22 protein-coding genes are annotated in these 21,840 nt (G+C 75.2%); 14 read left to right on the top strand and 8 right to left on the bottom strand.

The features are described from left to right. The first annotated feature begins 404 nt into the window (after positions 1 to 404). Both MUU72_RS13670 and MUU72_RS13665 read left to right on the top strand, forming a co-directional pair. Positions 405 to 1,010, top strand: coding sequence for a response regulator transcription factor (locus tag MUU72_RS13670; RefSeq protein WP_248013473.1), 606 nt, complete (start codon positions 405 to 407; stop codon positions 1,008 to 1,010). 96 nt (positions 1,011 to 1,106) lie between these two features. Then, entirely contained in the window at positions 1,107 to 2,234 is a 1,128-nt protein-coding gene (locus tag MUU72_RS13665; protein WP_248013472.1) for a PP2C family protein-serine/threonine phosphatase, read from the top strand. Positions 2,235 to 2,360: 126 nt separating this feature from the next. On the opposite strand, the gene MUU72_RS13660 is transcribed toward MUU72_RS13665, so the two are convergent. Together MUU72_RS13660 and MUU72_RS13655 are read right to left on the bottom strand one after the other, a co-directional pair. Next, positions 2,361 to 3,239 (bottom strand): transglutaminase family protein, encoded by an 879-nt coding sequence (locus MUU72_RS13660; RefSeq protein WP_248013471.1) that lies wholly within the window; start codon positions 3,237 to 3,239, stop codon positions 2,361 to 2,363. Between the two features lie 18 nt (positions 3,240 to 3,257). Beyond that, positions 3,258 to 4,286, bottom strand: coding sequence for a GNAT family N-acetyltransferase (locus MUU72_RS13655; protein ID WP_248013470.1), 1,029 nt, complete (start codon positions 4,284 to 4,286; stop codon positions 3,258 to 3,260). Between the two features lie 142 nt (positions 4,287 to 4,428). Between MUU72_RS13655 and fdxA the strand changes: the two genes are divergently transcribed. Then, entirely contained in the window at positions 4,429 to 4,755 is a 327-nt protein-coding gene (gene fdxA, locus MUU72_RS13650; protein WP_016573354.1) for a ferredoxin, read from the top strand. A gap of 187 nt (positions 4,756 to 4,942) precedes the next feature. Beyond that, positions 4,943 to 6,052 carry a succinyldiaminopimelate transaminase gene (dapC, locus tag MUU72_RS13645; RefSeq protein ID WP_248013469.1) on the top strand — a complete coding sequence of 370 codons (1,110 nt, stop codon included), beginning with the start codon at positions 4,943 to 4,945 and terminating at the stop codon, positions 6,050 to 6,052. 76 nt (positions 6,053 to 6,128) lie between these two features. Here the strand turns inward: dapC and MUU72_RS13640 are convergent, their stop codons facing one another. Together MUU72_RS13640 and MUU72_RS13635 are read right to left on the bottom strand one after the other, a co-directional pair. Continuing rightward, complete coding sequence (locus MUU72_RS13640; protein WP_248013468.1) at positions 6,129 to 6,575, bottom strand: ATP-binding protein; 447 nt, start codon at positions 6,573 to 6,575, stop codon at positions 6,129 to 6,131. A 319-nt stretch (positions 6,576 to 6,894) separates the two neighbouring features. Continuing rightward, positions 6,895 to 7,857, bottom strand: a complete 963-nt coding sequence (locus MUU72_RS13635) for a VldE C-terminal domain-containing protein (RefSeq protein WP_248013467.1) — start codon at positions 7,855 to 7,857, stop codon at positions 6,895 to 6,897. Positions 7,858 to 7,898: 41 nt separating this feature from the next. On the opposite strand from MUU72_RS13635, the gene dapE reads away from it, so the two are divergent. Together dapE and MUU72_RS13625 are read left to right on the top strand one after the other, a co-directional pair. Then, positions 7,899 to 8,999 carry a succinyl-diaminopimelate desuccinylase gene (gene dapE / locus MUU72_RS13630; protein ID WP_248013466.1) on the top strand — a complete coding sequence of 367 codons (1,101 nt, stop codon included), beginning with the start codon at positions 7,899 to 7,901 and terminating at the stop codon, positions 8,997 to 8,999. A 117-nt stretch (positions 9,000 to 9,116) separates the two neighbouring features. Then, positions 9,117 to 9,869: an LOG family protein gene (locus MUU72_RS13625; RefSeq protein ID WP_248013465.1), complete on the top strand. Its 753-nt coding sequence runs from the start codon at positions 9,117 to 9,119 to the stop codon at positions 9,867 to 9,869. Positions 9,870 to 10,112: 243 nt separating this feature from the next. Here the strand turns inward: MUU72_RS13625 and folP are convergent, their stop codons facing one another. Continuing rightward, positions 10,113 to 10,973, bottom strand: coding sequence for a dihydropteroate synthase (folP, locus tag MUU72_RS13620; protein WP_248013464.1), 861 nt, complete (start codon positions 10,971 to 10,973; stop codon positions 10,113 to 10,115). 91 nt (positions 10,974 to 11,064) lie between these two features. On the opposite strand from folP, the gene MUU72_RS13615 reads away from it, so the two are divergent. Beyond that, the gene (locus MUU72_RS13615; RefSeq protein ID WP_248013463.1) at positions 11,065 to 11,505 is read left to right on the top strand and encodes a DivIVA domain-containing protein; all 441 of its coding nucleotides are present in this window, start codon (positions 11,065 to 11,067) and stop codon (positions 11,503 to 11,505) included. Beyond that, positions 11,502 to 12,107 (top strand): DNA-3-methyladenine glycosylase I, encoded by a 606-nt coding sequence (locus tag MUU72_RS13610; RefSeq protein ID WP_282504042.1) that lies wholly within the window; start codon positions 11,502 to 11,504, stop codon positions 12,105 to 12,107. The genes MUU72_RS13615 and MUU72_RS13610 overlap by 4 nt, the downstream gene beginning before the upstream one ends. 34 nt (positions 12,108 to 12,141) lie before the next feature. Here the strand turns inward: MUU72_RS13610 and chcB are convergent, their stop codons facing one another. Beyond that, positions 12,142 to 12,942, bottom strand: coding sequence for a 2-cyclohexenylcarbonyl CoA isomerase (chcB, locus tag MUU72_RS13605; protein WP_248013462.1), 801 nt, complete (start codon positions 12,940 to 12,942; stop codon positions 12,142 to 12,144). Between the two features lie 323 nt (positions 12,943 to 13,265). Between chcB and MUU72_RS13600 the strand changes: the two genes are divergently transcribed. Further along, positions 13,266 to 13,433 carry a DUF3117 domain-containing protein gene (locus tag MUU72_RS13600; protein ID WP_003985072.1) on the top strand — a complete coding sequence of 56 codons (168 nt, stop codon included), beginning with the start codon at positions 13,266 to 13,268 and terminating at the stop codon, positions 13,431 to 13,433. Positions 13,434 to 13,605: 172 nt separating this feature from the next. Here MUU72_RS13600 and MUU72_RS13595 read toward each other — a convergent pair whose 3' ends face one another. Further along, positions 13,606 to 14,289 (bottom strand): O-methyltransferase, encoded by a 684-nt coding sequence (locus MUU72_RS13595; protein WP_248013461.1) that lies wholly within the window; start codon positions 14,287 to 14,289, stop codon positions 13,606 to 13,608. 308 nt (positions 14,290 to 14,597) lie between these two features. Here MUU72_RS13595 and sigE point away from each other — a divergent pair, with 308 nt between their 5' ends. From sigE to MUU72_RS13570, 5 genes are all read left to right on the top strand, one after another. Further along, positions 14,598 to 15,287, top strand: a complete 690-nt coding sequence (sigE, locus tag MUU72_RS13590) for an RNA polymerase sigma factor SigE (RefSeq protein ID WP_372503098.1) — start codon at positions 14,598 to 14,600, stop codon at positions 15,285 to 15,287. Continuing rightward, positions 15,284 to 16,222 carry an anti-sigma factor family protein gene (locus tag MUU72_RS13585; protein WP_248013459.1) on the top strand — a complete coding sequence of 313 codons (939 nt, stop codon included), beginning with the start codon at positions 15,284 to 15,286 and terminating at the stop codon, positions 16,220 to 16,222. The genes sigE and MUU72_RS13585 overlap by 4 nt, the downstream gene beginning before the upstream one ends. A 1,259-nt stretch (positions 16,223 to 17,481) precedes the next feature. Then, entirely contained in the window at positions 17,482 to 19,119 is a 1,638-nt protein-coding gene (locus MUU72_RS13580) for a S1C family serine protease (RefSeq protein WP_372503097.1), read from the top strand. Positions 19,120 to 19,235: 116 nt separating this feature from the next. Then, entirely contained in the window at positions 19,236 to 19,730 is a 495-nt protein-coding gene (locus MUU72_RS13575; RefSeq protein WP_248013458.1) for a sec-independent translocase, read from the top strand. A 117-nt stretch (positions 19,731 to 19,847) separates the two neighbouring features. Continuing rightward, the gene (locus tag MUU72_RS13570; protein WP_248013457.1) at positions 19,848 to 20,495 is read left to right on the top strand and encodes a hypothetical protein; all 648 of its coding nucleotides are present in this window, start codon (positions 19,848 to 19,850) and stop codon (positions 20,493 to 20,495) included. A 116-nt stretch (positions 20,496 to 20,611) separates the two neighbouring features. Here the strand turns inward: MUU72_RS13570 and MUU72_RS13565 are convergent, their stop codons facing one another. Beyond that, a complete protein-coding gene (locus MUU72_RS13565; RefSeq protein WP_248013456.1) occupies positions 20,612 to 21,778 on the bottom strand; it encodes an Mrp/NBP35 family ATP-binding protein in 1,167 nt (388 codons plus the stop codon). Positions 21,779 to 21,840 lie beyond the last annotated feature (62 nt).

Here is a 21,840-nt window from a genome sequence, read left to right as displayed (position 1 = left end):
CACCCGCCCCGGCCCCGGACCCCCTCCCGGACCCGGACCCGGACCGGGAACCGGCGAACGGCCCGGCCCAGGGGCGCCCTTGAGGCTCTCCCGGGCGCCGCGGGGAGCCCCCGGCAGCGCCCTGGCCCGGAGCCCCGGCCCTCCTCGCGGCCCTGATCATCCGGGCAGCCGCCTTCACCTGCCCCCGACCCACACCGGGCTTCCGCTCGGCCTCGCCTGGCCCGTGCCCGGCCCCACGTCCGTCCCGAGCCCGGCCGTCCCTCGGCCCCCGCTGCCCCCCATCGCCCTACTGCCCTCCCGTCGCCCGACCGTCCCCCGTCGCCCGACCGTCCCCCGTCGCCCCACCGCCCCCGCCGGGCTCGCCACCCTCTCGGCAGGGCTCCGGCAGGCCGTAAGCTGGCTGCATGATCAGGTTGCTGCTGGCGGAGGACCAGTCGATGGTCCGGGAGGCGCTGGCGGCGCTGCTGTCCCTGGAGGACGACCTGGAGGTCGTCGCGCAGGCGGCGCGCGGCGACGAGGTGGTCGGCGCGGCGCGGGACGGGCAGGTCGACGTTGCGCTGCTGGACATCGAGATGCCCGGCCTGAGCGGCCTGGACGCCGCGGCCCGGCTGCGCGACGCACTGCCCGGCGTGAAGGTCGTCATCCTCACCACCTTCGGCCGCCCCGGCTATCTGCGCCGGGCCATGGAGGCGGGCGCGGACGCGTTCCTGGTCAAGGACGCCCCGGCGGCGCAGCTCGCGGACGCGGTGCGCCGGGTGCTGCGCGGCGAACGGGTCATCGACCCGGTGCTGGCGGCCGCCGCGCTGGCCGAGGGCGCCAACCCGCTCACCGACCGCGAGCGGGAGGTGCTGCGGGCCGCCGCCGACGGTTCCACCAACGCCGAGATCGCCGGACGGCTGCACCTCTCCCAGGGCACGGTCCGCAACTACCTCTCCCTGGCCATCCAGAAGACCGCCGCCCGCAACCGCGCCGAGGCGGTCCGCACCGCCCGCGACAAGGGCTGGCTCTAGGGGCGGACGGCAGACGGGACTTTGCGGACACCCCCTGGAGCCGCGCCCCGCGCCCCCTGTGCGGGCCGGCGCAACGTCCCGCAGGCTTGAAGTGCCATGCCTGCCCCACGTTCCGCCGCCGACGGCGGCGGCCTCCTCGCCCCCGTGCTGCTGATCCTCGCCATCGTGGCCGTCACGGTAGTGGATGCCACGACCGGTCCGGAGCTGCACATCTCGGCGTTCCTGGGCATCGCTCCGCTGGTCGCCGCGCTGCGCTGCTCGTACCGCCGCACCCTGCTGGTGGCGGTCGTCTACGTCGTCTGCCTGACCTACATCGACCTGCTCAAGGTGCCCGACTGGGCTCCGGCCAGCCGGGTCGTCGGCGTCTTCGGGGCGTTCCTGGTGAGCGTCTTCGCCCTGGTGCTGTGCCGCACCCGGCTCGAACGGGAGGCGCTGCACGCCCGCACCTCACTGGTCGCCGACACCGTCCAGCGGGCCATGCTGCGCGAGCTGCCGCTGCGCGCCGGCCCGCTGGAGGCGTACGGCTTCTACGTCTCCGCCCAGGAGGGCGCCCGGGTCGGCGGCGACATCTACGAGGCCGTCGACACCCCGCACGGCCTGCGGCTGATGATCGGCGACGTGCAGGGCAAGGGCATGCCGGCGATCGGCGCGGGCCTGGAGGTGCTGGCGTCGTTCCGCGAGGCGGCGCAGTACCAGGAGTCGCTGGAGGGCGTGGCCGACCGCATGGAGCAGGCGCTGACCCGCTACAACGCCCGCTCCGCCGAGGAGGGCACCGCCGAGCGCTTCGTCACCGCGCTGCTGCTGGAGGTCCGGGCGCCCGGCCGGGCCCGCGTCCTGTCCTGCGGCCACATCCCGTACTACCTGGTGCGGGACGGCCGGGTGCACGAGCGCTCGGACGGCGAGGGCGGCCTCCCGCTGGGCCTGGGCCAGCTCAGCCGCGAGCCCCGGCACAGCGTCCCCGTCCAGCCGCGCCCCGGCGACTGGGCGGTGCTGTGCACGGACGGCGTCACCGAGGCCCGCGGCGGCGACGGCCGCTTCTACCCGCTGGCCGAGCGGCTTTCCGCCTGGACCGGCCGGGAGCCGGCCGAGGTGGCGCACGCCCTCCGCTTCGACCTGGAGCACTTCACCGGCGGCCGGCTGCGGGACGACGCCACCTTGCTGATCGTCCGCCGCGCCCCCGCTCCCGCCGCAGCCACCGCCCCCGAACGGCCCGCCCCGGCCTGACCGGCGCCCGGGGCGAGGCCGGCGCCGACGACAAGGCCGCCGCTCGTGGCCGGCCCCGCCTCTGGTCAGGCCCCGCCGCCCCGGGCCTACTGCCACCCCCGGCCCCCGGCCCCCGCCGCCCGCCGCTCAGTTCAGCCGGGCCCGGGCCGCCGCCGCCTCCCGTCGCAGCGCCGTCGCGGCGGCCGGCCGGACCGGCTCCAGGACCCGCGCGTACTCCTCCAGCTCGGCCGCCCCGGCCAGGAACTCGCCCCGCTGGACGAGGAGTTGGGCCCGCTCGTGGCGCAGCCGGGCCGGCCGGCTGGGCAGCAGCAGCGCCAGGTCCAGCGCCCACAGGTGCACCGCGCTGTGCTCGGGGCGGGCCTGCGCCCAGGCCCGGATGTTGTTCAGGATCCGCTGGACGATCTCCAGCGGGCCGGCCGGGGCCAGCATCGCCGGCTCCAGCGCCTCCCCGGTCGCCCCGGCGACCAGCATCGCCGCGTCCTGGTCGGTGAGCGGCCGCCCGCCGGCGAACGGATCGGCCAGCACGTGCCGCCCGCCCGGATCGCCGATCCCGACGACGAAGTGGCCGGGCAGCGCCACCCCGTAGACCGGCGCCCCGGCCCGCCGGGCCACCTCCATCCAGACCACCGACAGCAGGATCGGCAGCCCGTGCCGCCGCCGCAGCACCTGGTGCAGCAGCGACGACTCCAGCCGCCGGTAGTCGCCCGGCGAACCCCCGAAGCCGAGCCGGGTGCCCAGCAGCTCGGCGAGGTTGCGGGCCCAGGCGCCGGGGCCGCCGGCCGGGGCGTACGGCAGCAGGCCGGCCAGCCGGTCCAGTTCGATCTGCGCCGCGTCCAGACCGGCCTGGTCCAGCTCCGGGTCGGCCTCGGCGCCGATCAGCAGGCACAGCAGCGCCAGGTCCGGCCGCTCCTCGCGGGCCGCCGCGGCGAACTGCCGCCGCCGCTCCGCTCGCGCCGCGTCCCGCTCCGGCGACGGCTCCCCGCCGCACTCCGCTCGCTCGCCCATACCCGACGGATACCCCTTTCAGGCCCCGGCCGCCCCGGGCCCCGGACCGCGCCGGTAGTGGTAGCCGTGGTGCTCGGTGAAGCCGAGCCGGCCGTACAGCGCCAGGGCGCCCGCGTTGTCCGCCTCGACCTGGAGGTACGCGGCCGAGGCGCCCTCCGCCAGGGCCTGTCCGGCGAGCGCCGCCATCACCAGTGTCGCCAGGCCGCCGCGCCGCCGCTCGGGGGCCGTCTCCACGGCCGAGAACCCCGCCCAGCGGCCGTCGACGGCCAGCCGCCCGATCGCCGCCGGGGTGCCGTCCGGCGCCGGCACCCGCGCGAACCACACCGAGGGCCCGCCGGTCAGCACCGCCCGCGCCGCCGCCGACGGCGCCGCGCCGGTGCGGTGGTAGAGGCTCAGCCAGCCGGCGTCCGGCTCCCGGGAGAGCAGCACCCGCGCGGTGTCCGCGGCGGCGTCGGCGAGCGGTGCCAGCGGCGCGGTCCGCACGGTGGTGTGCGCCTCGTCCGTCCAGCCCCGGGCGGCGAGCCCGGCGGCCAGTTCCGCGCCCGGCCCCTCGTCGGAGCCGCCCCCGGTGGGGACGGTCAGCAGCGCCGGGAGCCCGCGCGCGGCATACCACCGCGCCACCCGCCCCAGCGCCTCGGTGAGGGGGACGCCGGGGTCGCCGAGCGCCAGGACCGAGTTCGCCCGCCGGGTGAACCCCTCCGACGCCCGCAGCGTCCACTGGCCGAGACGTTCCGTCTCAAGGGCCGGCCAACTGCGGGCCGCGACCTCCTGGAGCTCGCGCACCGTGGCCGCCGGACCCCTTCTGCGGGCCGGCGCCGCCGGGACGACCTTGCCCGCGACCAGCGAAGATTCCTCGATCCGGACGCACTCCCCGCCGCGGCGTGTGATGCTCAGCACACCGTCGGTCCAGGATGTGAGAACGCCGACCGCGTCCGTGAACGCCGGCTCCCCGGAACCGCCCCCGGTCAGACGCCGGACGGATACTCTTTTGCCCACGTCAGCATGGGTGATGCGGACTTCCGCCCGACCGCCGGCGAGGAATTCCATCGCTCCGTAACCGCCCCTCTTGTTCGTCTCGTGCCCAGGAACGGAGATACTAGGTGGCGGGCATCGACGACGCCGCGCTCCCGCGCGCCCAGCGGCGGTACCGCCGATCGGTCCGCCGGCCCTACCGAGGAGGAACGACAGCGTGACCTACGTCATCGCGCAGCCTTGTGTCGACGTCAAGGACAAGGCATGCATCGAGGAGTGCCCCGTCGACTGCATCTACGAGGGCTCCCGGTCCTTGTACATCCACCCGGACGAATGCGTCGACTGTGGTGCCTGTGAGCCGGTCTGCCCGGTCGAGGCGATCTTCTACGAGGACGACACCCCGGAGGAGTGGAAGGACTACTACAAGGCGAACGTGGAGTTCTTCGACGAGCTCGGTTCCCCGGGCGGTGCCAGCAAGCTCGGCCTGATCGAGCGCGACCACCCGTTCATCGCCGCGCTGCCGCCGCAGAACCAGGACCACTGACACCCCCGGAGGGACGTCCGGGAGCCGCCCGCTCCCCGTCCCCCGGGCCGCTGGGGAGCACCCCCGGCTGAGCTGGGGAAGGCCGCACGGCGCCGCCCGGTCCCGTACGGCCTGCCCGCCGTACGGGACCGAGGCGTTTTCGCGCGCCGACGTCCCCCGCGCCACCCCGTACGAGAAAGAGAGCACCGTGGGCGCCGACTCCCCCTCGCTTCGCGACCGTCTTCCGGCCTTCCCCTGGGACCGCCTGGAGCCCTACAAGGCGACCGCCGCCGGGCACGCCGACGGCATCGTCGACCTCTCCGTCGGCACCCCGGTCGACCCGGTGCCCGCCCTGGTCAGGGAAGCGCTCGTCGCAGCGGCGGACAGCCCCGGCTACCCGACGGTGTGGGGCACCCCGGCGCTGCGGGACGCGCTCACCGGCTGGGCCGCCGACCGCCTCGGCGCCCCGGGCCTGACCCACCGCAACGTCCTCCCGGTCGTCGGCTCCAAGGAGCTGGTCGCCTGGCTGCCGACCCAGCTGGGCCTGGGTCCCGGTGACAAGGTCGGCTACCCGCGGCTGGCCTACCCCACCTACGAGGTCGGCGCCCGCCTGGCCGGCGCCGAACCGGTCGTCTACGACGACCCCTGGGACCTCGACCCCGCCGGCCTGAAGCTGCTCTGGCTGAACTCCCCGTCCAACCCCACCGGCCGGGTGCTCACCCCCGCCGAGCTGCGCCGCACCGTCGCCTGGGCCCGCGAGCACGGCGTCCTGGTCTTCAGCGACGAGTGCTACCTCGAACTGGGCTGGGAGGCCGACCCGGTCTCGGTGCTGCACCCCGACGTCTGCGGCGGCTCCCACGAGGGCCTGGTAGCCGTCCACTCGCTCTCCAAGCGCTCCAACCTCGCCGGCTACCGCTCCGCGTTCCTGCTGGGCGACGCGGCGGTCCTCGGCGCGCTGCTGGAGATCCGCAAGCACGGCGGCATGATGATGGCCGCGCCGGTCCAGGCCGCCACCGTCGCGGCCCTCGGCGACACCGCCCACGTCGCCGAGCAGCGCGACCGCTACGCCCGCCGCCGCACCGCGCTGCGCACCGCCTTCGAGGCGGCCGGCTTCCGTATCGAGCACAGCGAGGCGTCGCTGTACCTCTGGGCGACCCGCGACGAGCCCTGCTGGGACACCGTCGGCGGCCTCGCCGAGCGCGGCATCCTGGTCGCCCCCGGCGACTTCTACGGCACCGCCGGCGCGCGCCACGTCCGGATCGCCTTCACCGCCACCGACGAGCGGGTGGCGGCCGCGGTCCGCCGCCTGGCCGCCTGAGGCCGGTACCGCCGACCGCGCGCGGGGGCCCGGGGAAACGTCTCCCCGGGCCCCCGCGCCGTACCGCGTCGGAAGATCAGTGGCCGCCCAGCAGGCCGGTGGCGGGCTTCAGCAGTCCCTCGGGCGAACCGACCAGGCCCTTGACCGCGTCGGTGGCCAGCGTGTTGGTGGAGATGCCCCGCTTGGCGACCGGCCGGACCACGCCCTCGGTCCGGTCCGCGGCCTCCTGGGTCAGCGGCGCGGCCTTCTCCACGACCGGGCCGAGCGTCTTGACCAGCGCGGGCGCGAGGGTGTGCGCGGCCTGCGTGCCGGTCTCGTTGACCAGACCGACGCCGGTCCGGGCGGTGCGGTCCAGGGTCTTGCTGGTGTTCGCGGAGTCCAGCGTGGTCAGTCCGCCCAGCTCGTTGCCCTTGGGGGGCAGGTCCACGGCGCTCGCGGAGCCGGCCGCTGCGACCACGGGAGCGGCGCCCGCTGCGACCAGCAGGGCGGCTCGGGCGATCCGACGCGTAACGGGGAGGGACATGGTGCTCCTTTTACGGAGAAGGACTCGTACTTCTGACAGATGTGCCATGTCCGCCGGGCGGACGGACGCCCTGACTACCGCGCCAGGTGCCCGAAGGTTGCGGTGAACTCCGGTAAAGAATTGGCAACGTGTCACATAATCTGTCCGTGATGAAGAGCGGGGACATGCGTGCGCGCCGAAGCCGTGCGGAAACGTCACAGACCGTTAAACGCAAGGGAATTGACCAAGGATACGGCCGCAACCAGGTGAAATTCGCGGCCGGTAAAGGCCCTTGCGGCACACCGGAGCGCGCGGCTCCCGTCCGGGCGTCCGCCCGCGGCTACCGGGCGGTGACGATCCGCACCGCGTCCCCGGCCCCCGCGCCGTCCCCGGCCCGACCCGCGCCCGCGTCCCCGCCCGCGGCCCGCTGCCAGCCCTGGTCCGAGTCGGCCGCCGTCCACGTCCGCCCGGCGTAGGAGATCCGCTCGATGTGCAGGTCGGCGGCGTGCGCCAGCGCCCAGTTCGCCAGCTGCCAGCCGCGCTGCGCGGCCTCGCCCGGCGCCGCCGAGGCCACCCCCGCCGGCCGCACCGGCACCGTCACACCGCCGCCCGCCGCCGCGTCCTGGCCCCCGGCGGCCGCGGTCGGCAGCACCCCGGCGCCGAACTCCCGCACCAGCTTCTGCCGCACCTTCGCCGGGCCGTCCGGCCCGGCGCCGTCCACCGGGTGGCTGACCGTGCAGCTCAGCACGTCCCCGCTGCGGCCGGTCAGCGCCCCGGTCAGCAGCGCGGCATTCGCCTCGTGCTTGGCGTACGCCTGCGGATAGCCGCTGCGCTGCACCTTCTGCGCGGCGACCGTCAGCGGCAGCCGGGAATATCCCGGCACTTTCACCAGATGGCGGTAGAACTCCCCGGACGAATAGACCGGGTCCATGATCTGCTGCACGGTGCCCCAGTCCTGCGAAGGACGCTGCTGGAAAAGCCCCACCGAATCCCGGTCACCGAAATTGATGTTGCGCAGTCCCGATTCCTGCATCGCGGTCGCCAGCGCGATCGTCACCGCCCGCTCCGGCAGCCCGCGCGAGGCCGCCACCGCGGAGATCGTCGCGGCGTTCGCGGCCTGCTCCGGAGTGAGTTCGTAAGGGTCCCCGCCGCCCTGGACGCGCACCGTGCAGCGCGGCGCCCCGGGACCGCTGGTGACGTACTGCACCAGGAGGTACGCGGCCACCCCGAGCAGGACGACGACGGCCGCGGCGGTACGCCACAGACGGGCGCGGCGGGCGGGGGAAACGGGCTGGGCGGACACGCAGCACAACGTACCCGAGGGCTGCCGATAGGGTCGGCCCCATGGAGCGCTCCACTCACCCCCGCCTTGACCTGTCGCTGGACGCCGCCGCGCTGACCGCCCGGCTCGTCGACATCCCGTCCGAGAGCGGCGACGAGAAAGCGCTCGCCGACGCCGTCGAGGACGCCCTGCGCGCGCTGCCGCACCTGACCGTCGACCGGCACGGCAACAACATCGTGGCCCGCACCCACCTCGGCCGCGCCGAGCGGGTGGTGCTCGCCGGCCACCTCGACACCGTGCCGATCGCCGGCAACGTCCCCTCCCGGCTCGACGAGCACGGCGTCCTGTGGGGCTGCGGAACCTGCGACATGAAGTCCGGCGTCGCCGTCCAGCTCCGCATCGCCGCCACCGTCCCCGCGCCCAACCGGGACCTGACCTTCGTCTTCTACGACAACGAGGAGGTCGCCGCGCACCTCAACGGCCTGGGCAAGGTCGCGCAGGCGCACCCCGACTGGCTGGCCGGCGACTTCGCCGTCCTCCTGGAGCCCTCCGACGGCCAGGTGGAGGGCGGCTGCCAGGGCACCCTCCGGGTCCTGCTGCGCACCCGCGGCGAGCGCGCGCACTCCGCGCGCAGCTGGATGGGCGCCAACGCCGTGCACGCCGCCGCCCCCCTCCTGGCGAAGCTCGCCGCCTACGAGCCGCGCCGCCCGGTCATCGACGGCCTGGAATACCGCGAGGGCCTCAACGCGGTCCGGATCGAGGGCGGGGTCGCGGGCAACGTCATCCCCGACGAGTGCACGGTCACCGTCAACTTCCGCTACGCGCCCGACCGCACGCCCGAGGAGGCGCTGGCCCACGTCCGCGAGGTCTTCGCGGACTGCCCGGTGGACGAGTTCGTCGTCGACGACCACTCCCCGGGCGCGCTGCCCGGGCTGTCCCACCCGGCGGCCCGGGCGTTCATGGCGGCGGTCGGCGGCAGCGCCGAACCCAAGTTCGGCTGGACCGACGTCTCCCGCTTCAGCGCCCTGGGCGTCCCCGCCGTCAACTACGGTCCCGGGGAGGCGCTGCTCGCCCACAAGAAGGACGAGCGGGTCGCGGTGGACCGCATCCTGCACTGCGAGGAGCGGCTGCGCGCCTGGCTGACCGCCGCCCCGCGCGACTGAGGCGGGGTCCGGCCGGTCCCTCGCCGACCGCCCGCGGACCAGCCGAATTCCCCTCCGCTTCACTCCGCCGGATCTACGCTGAAGTGGCAAACGATCTGCCAGCGGAGGGAGCACGTCATGGCCAACCCCGAGGGAGCGTACGGTCCTGCGGAGAAGCGGCTGGGTCCCGTACTGCGCCGCCACGACCAGGCGCAGGGCGGTACGACGACGGACCAGCGGCTGCTGGACTCCGAGGGCCCCTCCGAGTGGGTGCACACCGACCCCTGGCGCGTGATGCGGATCCAGGCGGAGTTCGTGGAGGGCTTCGGCGCGCTGGCCGAGCTGGGCCCGGCGGTCAGCGTCTTCGGCTCGGCCCGCACCCCGCGCGGCACGGCGGAGTACGACGCCGGGGTGCGGATCGGGGCGGCGCTGGTCAAGGCCGGCTTCTCGGTGATCACCGGCGGCGGCCCCGGGGCCATGGAGGCCGCCAACAAGGGCGCCTTCGAGGCCGGCGGCACCTCCGTGGGCCTGGGCATCGAGCTGCCCTTCGAGCAGGGCATGAACCCGTACGTGAACCTCGGCGTGGACTTCCGGTACTTCTTCGTCAGAAAGACCTGTTTCGTGAAGTACGCCCGCGGGTTCGTCGTCCTCCCCGGCGGACTCGGGACCCTCGACGAGCTCTTCGAGGCGCTGACCCTCGTCCAGACCCGCAAGGTCACCCGCTTCCCGATCGTGCTCTTCGGCTCCGACTACTGGCGCGGCCTGGTCTCCTGGCTGCGCGAGACCCTGGTCGCCGAGGGCAAGGCGTCCCCGCACGACCTGGAGCTCTTCCACCTCAGCGACGACGTGGACGAGGCGATCACCCTGGTGACCAAGGAGGTCGGCATCTAGGGGAGTTGGGGACGGCGGCACGTGCCCGGGGGCCCGGTGAGCGGGCCCCGCAGCCGCGCCGGGGCCGCCTTCCGGGGGGCCGCGCCGCCTGTCCGCGGATCCGTTCGCCTTCCGGGGTGCCGGGAATACCGCCCGCCCCCGCTGCGCTGTGGCCCCGCAGGGGGCGCCGGCGACCCCTACGGGATCCGTTCGACGCCCCCCCCGGGGCCCGGCCCCCGCCCCCTCAGGCCCGCCCCCGTCCCCTCACGCCAGCCCGCGGCGGGCCACCGCCGGGGGGCGGTGACCGGCGATCGAGGCCACCATGTCCAGGACCTGCCGGGTCTCGGCGACCTCGTGGACGCGGTAGACCTGGGCGCCCAGCCAGGCGGAGACCGCGGTGGTCGCCAGGGTGCCCAGCACCCGCTCCTTGACCGGTTTGTCCAGCGTCTCGCCGACGAAGTCCTTGTTGGACAGCGACACCAGCACCGGCCAGCCGGTCTCCGCCATCTCGCCCAGGCGCCGGGTCGCCTCCAGGCTGTGCCGGGTGTTCTTCCCGAAGTCGTGGCCCGGGTCGATCAGGATCCCGTCCCGCCGGACGCCCAACGCGGCGGCCCGCTCGGCCAGCCCGAGCGTGACGCGCAGGATGTCGGCCATCACGTCGCCGTACTCCACCCGGTGCGGCCGGGTACGCGGTTCGGCGCCGCCCGCGTGGGTGCACACCAGGCCCACGCCGTACCGCGCGGCCACCTCGGCGAGGCGCGGATCGACCCCGCCCCAGGCGTCGTTGAGCAGATCGGCGCCGGCCTCGCACACCGCCTCGGCGACCTCGTGCCGCCAGGTGTCGACGCTGATCACCACGTCGGGGTGGCGGCGGCGCACCTCGGCCACGAAGCCCACCGTGCGGCGCGCCTCCTCCTCGGCGCTCACCTCCTCGCCGGGGCCGGCCTTGACGCCGCCGATGTCGATGATCGCGGCGCCGTCGGCGATCGCCTGCTCGACCCGGTGCAGCGCGGGCTCGTCGCGGAAGGTCGCGCCCTGGTCGTAGAAGGAGTCCGGCGTCCGGTTGACGATCGCCATGATCACCGGTTCATGCGCCCCGAACTCGCGTTTTCCCAGCCGCAGCATTCCCTGACTCCCTCTCCGTGGTCCGGGAGCGACCCTAACTGTCGGACCCGCATGGCACGATCGGTGCAGACAGAGAGTCCGGGGAGTGGTCGTGTTCTGGTTCATGCTGATCGCGATGGTCGTGGTGGTGGCCGCGGTCACGCTGGTCGTGGTCGGCGGCGGCGACGCCGGCGGCGAGGGCGGCGGGCTGCCCGACACCGAGCCCGAGGGGCTGTGCGACCCGCTGCCCCAGGAGCGCCCGCTGGACCGCGCCGACGTGGAGGCCGTCCGGCTGCCCGTCACGGTCCGCGGCTACCGCATGGACGACGTGGACGACGTGCTGGACCGCCTCGGCGCCGAGCTGGCCGAGCGGGACGCCCGGATCGCCGAGCTGGAGACCGCGCTGGCCGGCGCGCACGCCGCGGCGGCCGGGGGCGGGGGAGCGGCGGCCGGTGCGCCGGACGCGGTGGAGGGCCCCGGCCGCACCGCGGAGCCCGACGGCCCGGCCGCCCCGGGTGCGGACGAGCGGGAAGAAGGGGAGGGACGGGCATGAAGGGAGTGGTGACGGCTCCGGACGGCCTGCCGCGCTGCCCGTGGGGGATGGAGTCCGTGCAGATGGCGGACTACCGCGCCTACCACGACACCGAGTGGGGCCGGCCGGTCCACGGCGATGACGCGCTCTTCGAGCGGATGAGCCTGGAGGCGTTCCAGTCCGGGCTGTCCTGGATCACGATCCTGCGGCGCCGCGCGGGGTTCCGGGCCGCGTTCGCCGGCTTCCGGATCGCCGAGGTGGCGCGGTTCACCGAGGAGGACGCCGAGCGGCTGCTCGCCGACCCCGGCATCATCCGCAACCGCGCCAAGATCACCGCGACGCTCGCCAACGCCCGGGTCGCCGCCGGGCTGGCCCCCGGCGAGCTGGACGCCCTGATCTGGTCCTACGCCCCGGACCGGACCGGCCGCCCGGTGCCGCGCACGTACGGCGACCTCCAGCCGGTGACGCCGGAGTCCACCGCGCTCGCCAAGGAGCTCAAGAAGCGCGGCTTCCGGTTCGTCGGGCCCACCACGGCGTACGCCATGATGCAGGCGTGCGGCCTGGTCAACGACCACCTCGCGGAGTGCCACGTGCGGGCGGAGGTGGAGGCGGCGGCCGGCTGACCGCCGCGCGCGCCGCCGCCCGCCGGGCCCGGGCTCACCGCCCGAGGTAGACCGGCTTCTCCTTCTTGACGAACGCCTCGACGGCCCGCTGGTGGTCCTCCGACGCCCCGGCCCGGACCTGTAGCTCGTCCTCCTTGGCCAGGGTCTCGGCGAGCGAGTGCCCGGCGCCGTAGGCCAGCGACTCCTTGATCGCGGCGTACGCGGCGGTCGGCCCCTCGGCCAGCCGGCGGGCCACCGCGGCCGCCTCGGCGGCCAGCTCACCGGCCGGCACGACCTTGTTGGCGATGCCCAGCTCGTACGCCTCCTGGGCGCTGACCGAGCGCGGGAAGAGCAGCAGGTCGGCGGCGCGGCCGTGGCCGATCAGCCGCGGCAGCGTCCAGGACACCCCGGAGTCCGCGGTCAGCGCCACGCCCGCGAAGGAGGTGTTGAACGACGCGGTGTCGGCGACCACCCGGTAGTCGGCGGCCAGCGCGAAGCCCGCGCCGGCCCCCGCGGCGACCCCGTTCACCCCGGCCACCACCGGCTTCGGCATCTCGGTGAGCGCGGTGACGATGGGGTTGTAGTGCTCCCGCACGGTGGTCATGGTGCGCCCCGCGCCGGTCTTCCGGTCCTCGGCCAGCAGGCCGATGTGCTCCTTGAGGTCCTGGCCGACGCAGAAGGCCCGGCCGGTGGCGGTCAGCAGCACCGCCCGTACGGCCGGGTCGGCGGCGGCGTCGCGGAGGGCGTCCCGGAGCGCCTCCTTCGCCTCGGTGTTCATCGCGTTCATCGCGTCGGGGCGGTTGAGGGTGACCGTCGCCAGTCCCTCGGTCACGTCGTAGAGCACGGTGTCGGCCATAGTGGAGTCCCCTCCGTCGCGGCTCTGTACTGCCCGGCAGCGGCAGCCAGCGCTCAGGATGCCGGAGATCATCCGCCGCCGGCATGTGACGTACGTCAAAGAATGCGGGTGTGCCGGGTGGTGGGGAGTGGCGAAGTATGGCAGGCCGATCGCCGAATTGGGTGGGTTTGCGGGAGCGCGTTGCCAAAGGGATGCCCCCTGATGTTGGTCATCGGGTCGTTCGATGCGGGATAATGGCCTGGAAGCAATGTGTTCGACGCCGGTGACACGCGCCTATCAAGGCCGTCGGCTGAGATGAGCTGGTTTCAGGAAGGGGAACGAGCATGGCGGCCATGAAGCCGCGGACGGGCGACGGCCCGCTCGAGGTGACCAAGGAGGGGCGGGGCATCGTCATGCGCGTTCCGCTCGAAGGCGGCGGTCGGCTCGTCGTCGAGCTGACCCCCGACGAGGCCAAGGCCCTGGGTGAGGCTCTGGAGAAGGTCACCGTCTGACGAGGGCGGAGACACCGCTGCGGTTCTCCGGGGACTCCAGCCCCGGTACCTCCAGCCGGACACCCCGGCCCCGGCACGCGGCACGCCACGATACGGCGCGCCGCGTGCCGGGGCCGTTTCGCGTGCAGGACAGGGCAGCAGAGGGGACCGCGGGGCGCCCGCGGGGCGGGGCTCAGCCGCGCTTGACCGCGCAGAGCAGCCCGTCGCCGACCGGCAGCAGGGCCGGTACCAGCGCGCTGCTCTCCCGTATCGCGCGCAGCAGCTCGCGCACCCGCAGCACCTCGGCCGGCTGCTCCGCGGAGTCCACCGTCCGGCCGTCGGCGAAGACGCCCTGGAAGCAGACCAGGCCGCCGGGGCGCAGCAGCCGCAACGATTCAGCGAGGTACTCCAGGTACTCCAGGAGATCGCCGTCGCAGAAGACCAGGTCGTAGCCGCCGTCCGCGAGGCGGGGCAGGACGTCCAGGGCCCGTCCGGGGATGAAGCGGGCGCGGTTGCCGGCGAAGCCCGCGGCGCGGAACGCCTGCTTGGCGAACGCCTGCCGTTCCGGTTCGAGGTCCACGGTGGTCAGCACGCCGTCCGGGCGCATGCCGTGCAGGAGGTAGATGCCGGACACCCCGGTGCCGGTGCCGATCTCGGCGACCGCCTTGGCGTCCGCGGTGGCCGCGAGCATCCGCAGGGCCGCGCCGGTGGCGGCCGTCACGGCGCGGACCCCGGCCTCCCGGGCGCGGTCGCGGGACCAGCTCAGGGCGGCGTGGGCGGCGTCGTCGATGGTCCCGGCGCCGTACGCCTCGGCGAATGCCAAGTTCGTCTGCCGGTTGCCGGTAATGGCCCTCTCCTGTCCCCGTAGTTGACGCAACCGTGACTGTAGCCGCTGCGCACGGGAACCCGCAGATGGGACCGGGCGTTAGGAGAGAGCAGGGGGAGAGACGGGGGGACGCACCGGTGGATACCGCGCAAGAGGCCGTGCCGCGGGCGCGGCGAGAAGAGACGCCGCACCAAATGCTGGTCAAAACTGCTTATCCGGAGCTAACGGGCGAGGTGGATATGGTAGGGGCTCTACTGGACACCACCAGAGCCACCAGAGCCACCAGGGGAGGTGCGGCTGCGGCGGGTGACCGAAGGGTGCGCAGGCGCTTGCGAAGGTCGTTCGCCAGGCCGAAATCCGTGACCAACACCGCTGACCGTTTCCGCCCGTACGGCCCCAAGGCCAGGGGAGGGGCCCCCGTCGCCGACGCGCCCACCGCGACCTTCGCCGCAGACGCGGACGCGCAGGCGTGGACTCCGCCCACCTGGGAGGAGATCGTCAGCACCCACAGTGCACGGGTCTACCGCCTCGCCTACCGCCTCACCGGCAATCAGCACGACGCCGAGGACCTCACGCAGGAGGTGTTCGTCCGCGTCTTCCGCTCGCTGTCGTCGTACACCCCCGGCACCTTCGAGGGCTGGCTGCACCGCATCACGACCAACCTCTTCCTGGACATGGTCCGCCGCCGCCAGCGCATCCGCTTCGACGCGCTCGGCGACGACGCGGCGGAGAAGCTCCCCAGCCGGGAGCCCGCCCCGCAGCAGCAGTTCGACGACACCCACTTCGACGCCGATGTGCAGCACGCGCTGGACACCCTCGCGCCGGAGTTCCGGGCCGCCGTGGTGCTCTGCGACATCGAGGGCCTGTCGTACGAGGAGATCGCCGCGACGCTCGGCGTCAAGCTCGGCACGGTGCGCAGCCGGATCCACCGGGGCCGGTCGCACCTGCGCAAGGCGCTCAAGCACCGCTCCCCCGAGGCGCGGGCCGAGGAGCGCAAGGAGCGGCGTGCGCTGAGCGTGGTGCCCAGTAGGGAGGTCGGAATCGCGTGAGCGCCACCGGCGGTCCGTCCCCCGCCGAGCAGCATCTCGGCGACCGCCTCGCGGCCCTGGTCGATGGTGAACTGGGGCATGACGCACGGGAGCGGGTGCTGGCGCACCTGGCGACCTGCGGAAAGTGCAAGGCGGAGGCCGATGCGCAGCGTCGGCTGAAGAGCGTGTTCGCGCAAGCGCTGTCCCCCGGGCCCTCCGAGGGACTGCTGGCGCGCCTCCAGCAGCTGCCCGGCGGCGAGGCCGGCGGCCCCGGCAGCCGGCTCGGCGAGGGCACGTTCGGCCGCGGCGAGTTCGGTCCGGCCGGCGGTTTCGGCTACGTCCCCTCCCCGCACCACCTCGGTCCCGCGATGGCGGGCGTCCCCGCGCAGCCGCGGGCGCGCGGCTTCCGGGCCGCCGAGCCGGAGCGCGCCCCGCAGCGGCGCCGGCTTGCGTTCGCCGCGGCCGGGGCCGTCTCGCTGGCGGCGTTCGCGCTCGGTGGCGCGCTCCCGCTGGAGGCGGCCGTCGACGCGCCCGGCCCGCGCGCCGAGGGCAGCGGCCCGGCCGTCACCCCGCTCAGCGTCAACCCCGCGGCCGGTGTGCTCGGGCTCGCCGGCGGGGAGGTACCGGCCACCCGCCAGCCGCGCCCGGGTGCCTGGCCGACCGCCGGGGACCCCACGGGTGCGCCCGCGCCCAGCCCCATGTCGCTGTTCGCCCCGCAGGAGCGCCGACCCTCGGACGCGGTACCGGCCTTCAGCCCGCTGCCCGGCCGGTTCGGGCTCTCGCCCCTGATAGCCGCGACCGGGCCGGCGGTGGAGTACCGCTTCTCCCCGCTCACCGGCGCGAGCGGCAACGCCCCGGTGCACCGGACCCCGCCGCCGCTGCCGCCGCTGGAGCCCATGCGGCCGCTGGTCGGCTCCCCGGCCGCCGGTGGAGGGCCCGCTTCCGCCTCCCGCTGACCGGCCTCTGCGCACCGCCGCCCGGAACTGGTTGAATCCCTTCTCGGGCGGCGCACCCCTGCCCGGGGCGCGTACCGCGCGGGTCTGTCGCCGGACGGGCCCAGGGTGGTGGCCCGCGCAACGGCCGCGGGCGAATTGTTGGGGAGAACATGGACGACGCGAAGGCCGCCGGGCCCAAGCTGAAGTGGTGGAGCCGCCCGGAGCAGGCTCCCGGGCCCGGGCAGCCCGCCGAGGCCGCGCCCCCGGGGCCGGAGACCGCACCCGGCCCGGACACCTCGGGCGACTGGCTCGTCGGCCCGCCCCGGCCTGCGCGGGGTGGAGTGCCGGACGGGGGGCCGACGGACGGCGGACCGATGGGCGGGGAGCCGTCGGAGGCTTCCGCGGCCCGGGACGGGGCGGCTGCGGCGGCGGCCGGGCCCGCCGGTGCCGGTCCGGTGGAGGCCGACGGTACCCGCGGCGCCGGGCCCTTCCCCCAGGGCCGGGCCGAGGGCGAAAGCCGGGCCCAGGGCGAGGGTGAGGGCGGCGATGGCCGTCCCGCAGCGGGCCCACCGGCTTCCGTGCGGCGCGAACTCCCGCCTGTGGTGGCGGAGTTGGGGGCTGATGCCGATGCCGATGCCGATGCCGGGGCGTCCCCAGTGACGTCCACGTCCGCAAGCGTGCCGCCGTCCGCAAGCGTGCCCACGACTGAGGGCCTTTCGTCGACCGAAAGCCTTCCGGCAACCGCAGGCGTCCTGACCGCCGGACGCACCCCCGCGACGGACGGCACCTCCGTCACCGACGGCACCCCCGCAACCGACGGCACCCCGCCACGCGCTGACGCCCCGTCTCCCGCCCCGTCTCCGTCTCCCGCCCCGGCCGAGCCGCGGCCCACCTCCGCCGCTCCGCGGCCCACCTCCGCCGTTTCGCCGGGCACCGCGGCCGAGCCGCAGCCGGGCCCGGCTGCCGTGGACCCGCGTACGGTCGTGCAGCCGGTGGCAACGGAGGCCCCGGCGGAGGGTCTTCCGACCCCGACCCCGACCCCGGCCCCGGCCCCGACCCAGACCCCGACCCCGACCCCCGCCGCGGAAGTACCCGCGCCCGCCGCCGCTCCCCGGCCGCGGCCGCTGCACGGCGAGGACCCCTACGGGACGCCCCCGTACGGCGAGCCGGGGCCGTGGGCGCCCGCGCCGCTCGTCCAGCGGCCGGTGGGGACACCTGCCCACGGCACGGTGCTGCCGCCGGCCGGGAACGGCGCGGCGCCGGGCGGAACGGTCCCGTCCGTGGACACCCCGAGGGACGCCGGGCACCCGGCCCCCGCCCACACCCCCGCGGCCGCCCCGCCCGGCCCCTGTGCACCGGGCGGCGCGCCCGCACCCGGCCCCCACGCACCGGCCGCGGAGCACGGGCCCGGACGCCCCCTCCCCCCGGAGGTCCCCGCCACCGGTGCCGGGCGGCCGCACGCTCAGGCCGCCCCCCACCCGGCGCACGCCCCGCTCCCGGTGCACGCCCCCCTCCCGGCACCCGTCCCGTCCGTACCCGGCGAGTCCGCCGGGGGCGGCTTCGTCCCGCACCCCGGCGACGGGGGGCCGCGCCCCGCGTCGGCGTCCGCCGCGGGCGCCGGCCCCGTCGGTACGGCCTACGGCGCGCCCGCCCCGGCGCCGGGGCCCGCCCCCCTCCCCGCCCCGGCGCACGTGCCCGCCCCCGCGCCCCTCCCCGCCGCGCCCGGGGCCTGGCAGCAGTACGACCCGTGGAGCGCGCCGCCGGCCGCGGGGCCGGTGGGGCCGGCGCGGCGGCGGAAGCGGCGCGGGGCGCTGGTGGCCGGTGCGGTGGCGCTGGCGCTGCTCGCCGGCGGAGCCGGCGGGGTGGCCGGGGCCTACATCGAGCGGTACGGCGGTATCGACGACATCAGCCTGCCGCAGGTGCCGGGCGAGGCGGGCGGCCGCAATCCGGAGAGCGTCGCCGGGATCGCCCGGGCCGCGCTGCCCGGCGTGGTCACCCTGCACGTCCGCGGCAACGCCGAACAGGGCACCGGGACCGGCTTCGTACTCGACCGGCAGGGCCACATCCTCACCAACAACCACGTCGTCGAACCGGCCGGCACCGGCGGCGAGATATCGGTGACGTTCAGCGGCGGGCAGACCGCCCGGGCCCGGGTCGTCGGCCAGGACAGCGGCTACGACCTCGCGGTGGTGCAGGTCCAGGGCGTCACCGGACTGCACCCGCTCACCCTCGGCGACTCGGACGCGGTGCAGGTCGGCGACCCGGTGGTGGCCATCGGCGCCCCCTACGACCTCGCCAACACCGTCACGTCCGGGATCATCAGCGCCAAGCAGCGGCCGATCACCGCGGGCGGCAAGAAGGGCGACGGCAGCGATGTGTCGTACGTCGACGCGCTCCAGACCGACGCCCCCATCAACCCCGGCAATTCGGGCGGACCGCTGGTGGACGCCCGGGCCCGGGTGATCGGCATCAACAGCGCGATCCGGGCGGCCGACAGCGGTAGCGGCGGAACGGACGGCGGTGCCCAGGGCGGCAGCATCGGCCTCGGTTTCGCCATACCGGTCAACCAGGCCAAGCGGGTCGCCGAGGAGCTGATCAACACCGGCCACGCCACCCACCCGGTGATCGGCGTCACGCTGGAGATGGAGTACGACGGCGACGGTGCCCGGGTCAGCGCGGGCGGCAAGGGCGGCAAGGGCGGGCAGGCGCCGGTCACCCCCGGCGGCCCGGGTGCCCGGGCGGGCCTCCGGCCGGGCGACGTCATCACCCGGGTGGACGGTGCGCCGGTGCACAGCGGTGAGGAACTGATCATCAAGGTCCGGAGCCACCGGCCCGGTGACGTCCTCACACTGACGGTCCAGCGGGACGGCGCGGAGCGGTCCGTCCGGCTGACGCTGGGTTCCTCCGGCCGGGATTGATCGTTTGCACGGTGTTGGCACGGGCGACTCCCGCCCGGTGCCCGGGGCCAGGTACGGTGAGAGACGGCCTGGCCCAAAGGCCCTCGAAGGCCGCGGATACCCCAAGGAGCTGCAAGGTGTTCTTCGACATAGGACCCCTAGAGCTGGTGACGATCGTGGTCCTCGCGGTGCTCATCTTCGGGCCGGAGAAGCTGCCCAAGGTCATCCAGGATGTCTCCGCCGTCATCCGCAAGATCAGGGCCTTCTCCGACAGCGCCAAGGAGGACATCCGCAACGAGCTCGGCCCGGAGTTCAAAGACTTCGAGTTCGAGGACCTCAAGCCGCGGAACTTCGTCCGCAAGCACGTCCTGGAGAAGGACGAGTACGGCCTGCGGGAGCTGGCCGAGATCCGCGACGGCTTCGACCTGAAGAAGGAGATGGCCGAGGTCACCGAGGCGGTCCGGGACAGCACCGCACCGCGGTCCGCCGCGGCCGCCCCCGCCGGGGTGAACGGCACGCCGCTGGTGAGCCTGTCCAAGGAGTCCCCGTCCGCCGGCCGCCCGGACATGTTCACCAAGGGCACCGACGCCGCCCGCCGCGAGCCCCCGCCCTTCGACGCCGACGCGACCTGAGTATCTCGTATGCCCGGCTGTGTTGACGCCACTGGCTATGCTCCCGGTGTCCGGGGTGAGGTCGCCTGAGGGGGGCGGGCCGCCCACGACGCAGGGCAACGAGGAGGCTCCGCGCAGATGGAGACGACGAGTCGGACCGCCGCCCACGAGGCGTCCGCCGCTACGGGCCGGAAGGCCGACGGCTATCTGCTGGCCGCGTTCCCGTGGTACGGCCTTGACGAGGCGTTCACCGGTCCGCGCTGGCTGATGCAGGTCGGCACGGCCGCCGACGGCACCGTCGAGCACGGCGCCACCGGCCACGGCACGGAGCCGACGATAAAGGCGGAGTCCCCGGAGGACGAGCGGTTCGCGGTGGTGGTGACGGTCGCCAGCCGCCCCGTACGGCGCAGCGGGGACGGCACCGGCGTCCTGGAGGCCACCTCGGTCTCCACGGCCGCCTGGCTGGCCGGCTCCGGCCTCCTGGCGCACACCTGGCCGAACCGCATGGACCGCTCGCTGCGCCAGGACTGGCTGGACCAGCAGACCATGCTGGCCTGGGAGCTGGCCGACGACCTCACCGGCGAGAGCTGGAGCGAGCTGATGCTCCCGGTGGACGGGGTGCCGACGCCGTTCTGCTACCGCGAGTCCGAGTACGGCTGGGTGCTCGCCGGGGCCTCCGGCGCCGACGGCCCGGACGGGGTGCTGCTGGGCGCCTACGGGCGCGGGATGAGCGCCTACGGGCTGGGCTTCTCGGTGATCGGGGACCTGGGGACGTACGGGGGCTGAGCGCCCGGCGGGGGGACGGTCCGGGCGCGCGGCACGCGGCGTACGGCAAAGGGCGGACCCCTGGGGCCCGCCCTTCGGTGGCGTCACGGGACCGGCGCGGCGGCCCGGTGCCGCGGTCAGAACTTGTTGCGCGGGGTGATCCCCAGCGACATGCCCGCCAGACCGCGCTGACGGCCGCCCAGCTTGCCGGCGATGGCGCGGATCGCGGCACCGGCCGGCGAGTCCGGATCGGTCAGCACGACCGGCTTGCCCTCGTCGCCGCCCTCGCGGAGCCGGACGTCGATCGGGATCGCGCCGAGCACCGGGACCTGCGCGCCGGTGGTCCTCGTCAGGCCCTCGGCGACCCGCTCGCCGCCGCCGGTGCCGAACACGTCGACCATCTCGTCGCAGTGCGGGCAGGGCAGCCCGGACATGTTCTCCACCACGCCGACGATCTTCTGGTGGGTCTGCACGGCGATCGAACCGGCCCGCTCGGCGACCTCGGCGGCGGCCTGCTGCGGGGTGGTGACCACCAGGATCTCGGCGTTCGGGACGAGCTGGGCCACGGAGATGGCGATGTCGCCGGTGCCGGGCGGCAGGTCCAGCAGGAGGACGTCGAGGTCGCCCCAGTAGACGTCGGCGAGGAACTGCTGGAGGGCGCGGTGCAGCATCGGGCCGCGCCAGACGACCGGGGCGTTGCCGGGCGTGAACATGCCGATCGAGATGACCTTCACGCCGTTCGCCGACGGCGGCATGATCATGTTCTCGACCTGGGTGGGCCGGCCGTCCGCACCGAGCATCCGGGGCACCGAGTGGCCGTAGATGTCGGCGTCCACCACGCCCACCTTGAGGCCGTCGGCGGCCATCGCGGCGGCGAGGTTGACCGTCACCGAGGACTTGCCGACGCCGCCCTTGCCCGAGGCGACCGCGTAGACCCGGGTCAGCGAGCCGGGCTTGGCGAAGGGGATCTCCCGCTCGGCGGTGCCGCCGCGCAGCGACGCCGCCAGCTCCCGCCGCTGCTCGTCGCTCATCACCTCCAGCTCGACCCCGGCGCGGGTGACACCGGGCACCCGCTCGACGGCCTCGCGGACGCTGCTGATGATCGTCTCGCGCATCGGGCAGCCGGAGACGGTGAGGTAGACCACGACCGCCACCGAGCCGTCCGCGGCGATCTCCACCGATTTGACCATCCCCAGTTCGGTGATGGGCCGGTGGATCTCGGGGTCGTTCACCGTCGCGAGCGCTTCGCGGATCGCGTCCTCGCTCGGCGCGGAGCCGGCGGGCCGGGGCGTGTCAGTTGCCATGGAACCGATACTACGGCGGCGCCGAGCGCGTCCCAAAGGGCGGTGGCCGGGCGGCACGGCGC

The organism is Streptomyces rhizoryzae, from assembly GCF_023155275.1.
In the GTDB taxonomy this organism is placed as follows: Bacteria; Actinomycetota; Actinomycetes; order Streptomycetales; family Streptomycetaceae; genus Streptomyces; species Streptomyces rhizoryzae.
The sequence above is the reverse complement of the archived record's forward strand: the minus strand, read 5'-3'. Positions and strand labels throughout refer to the sequence as shown.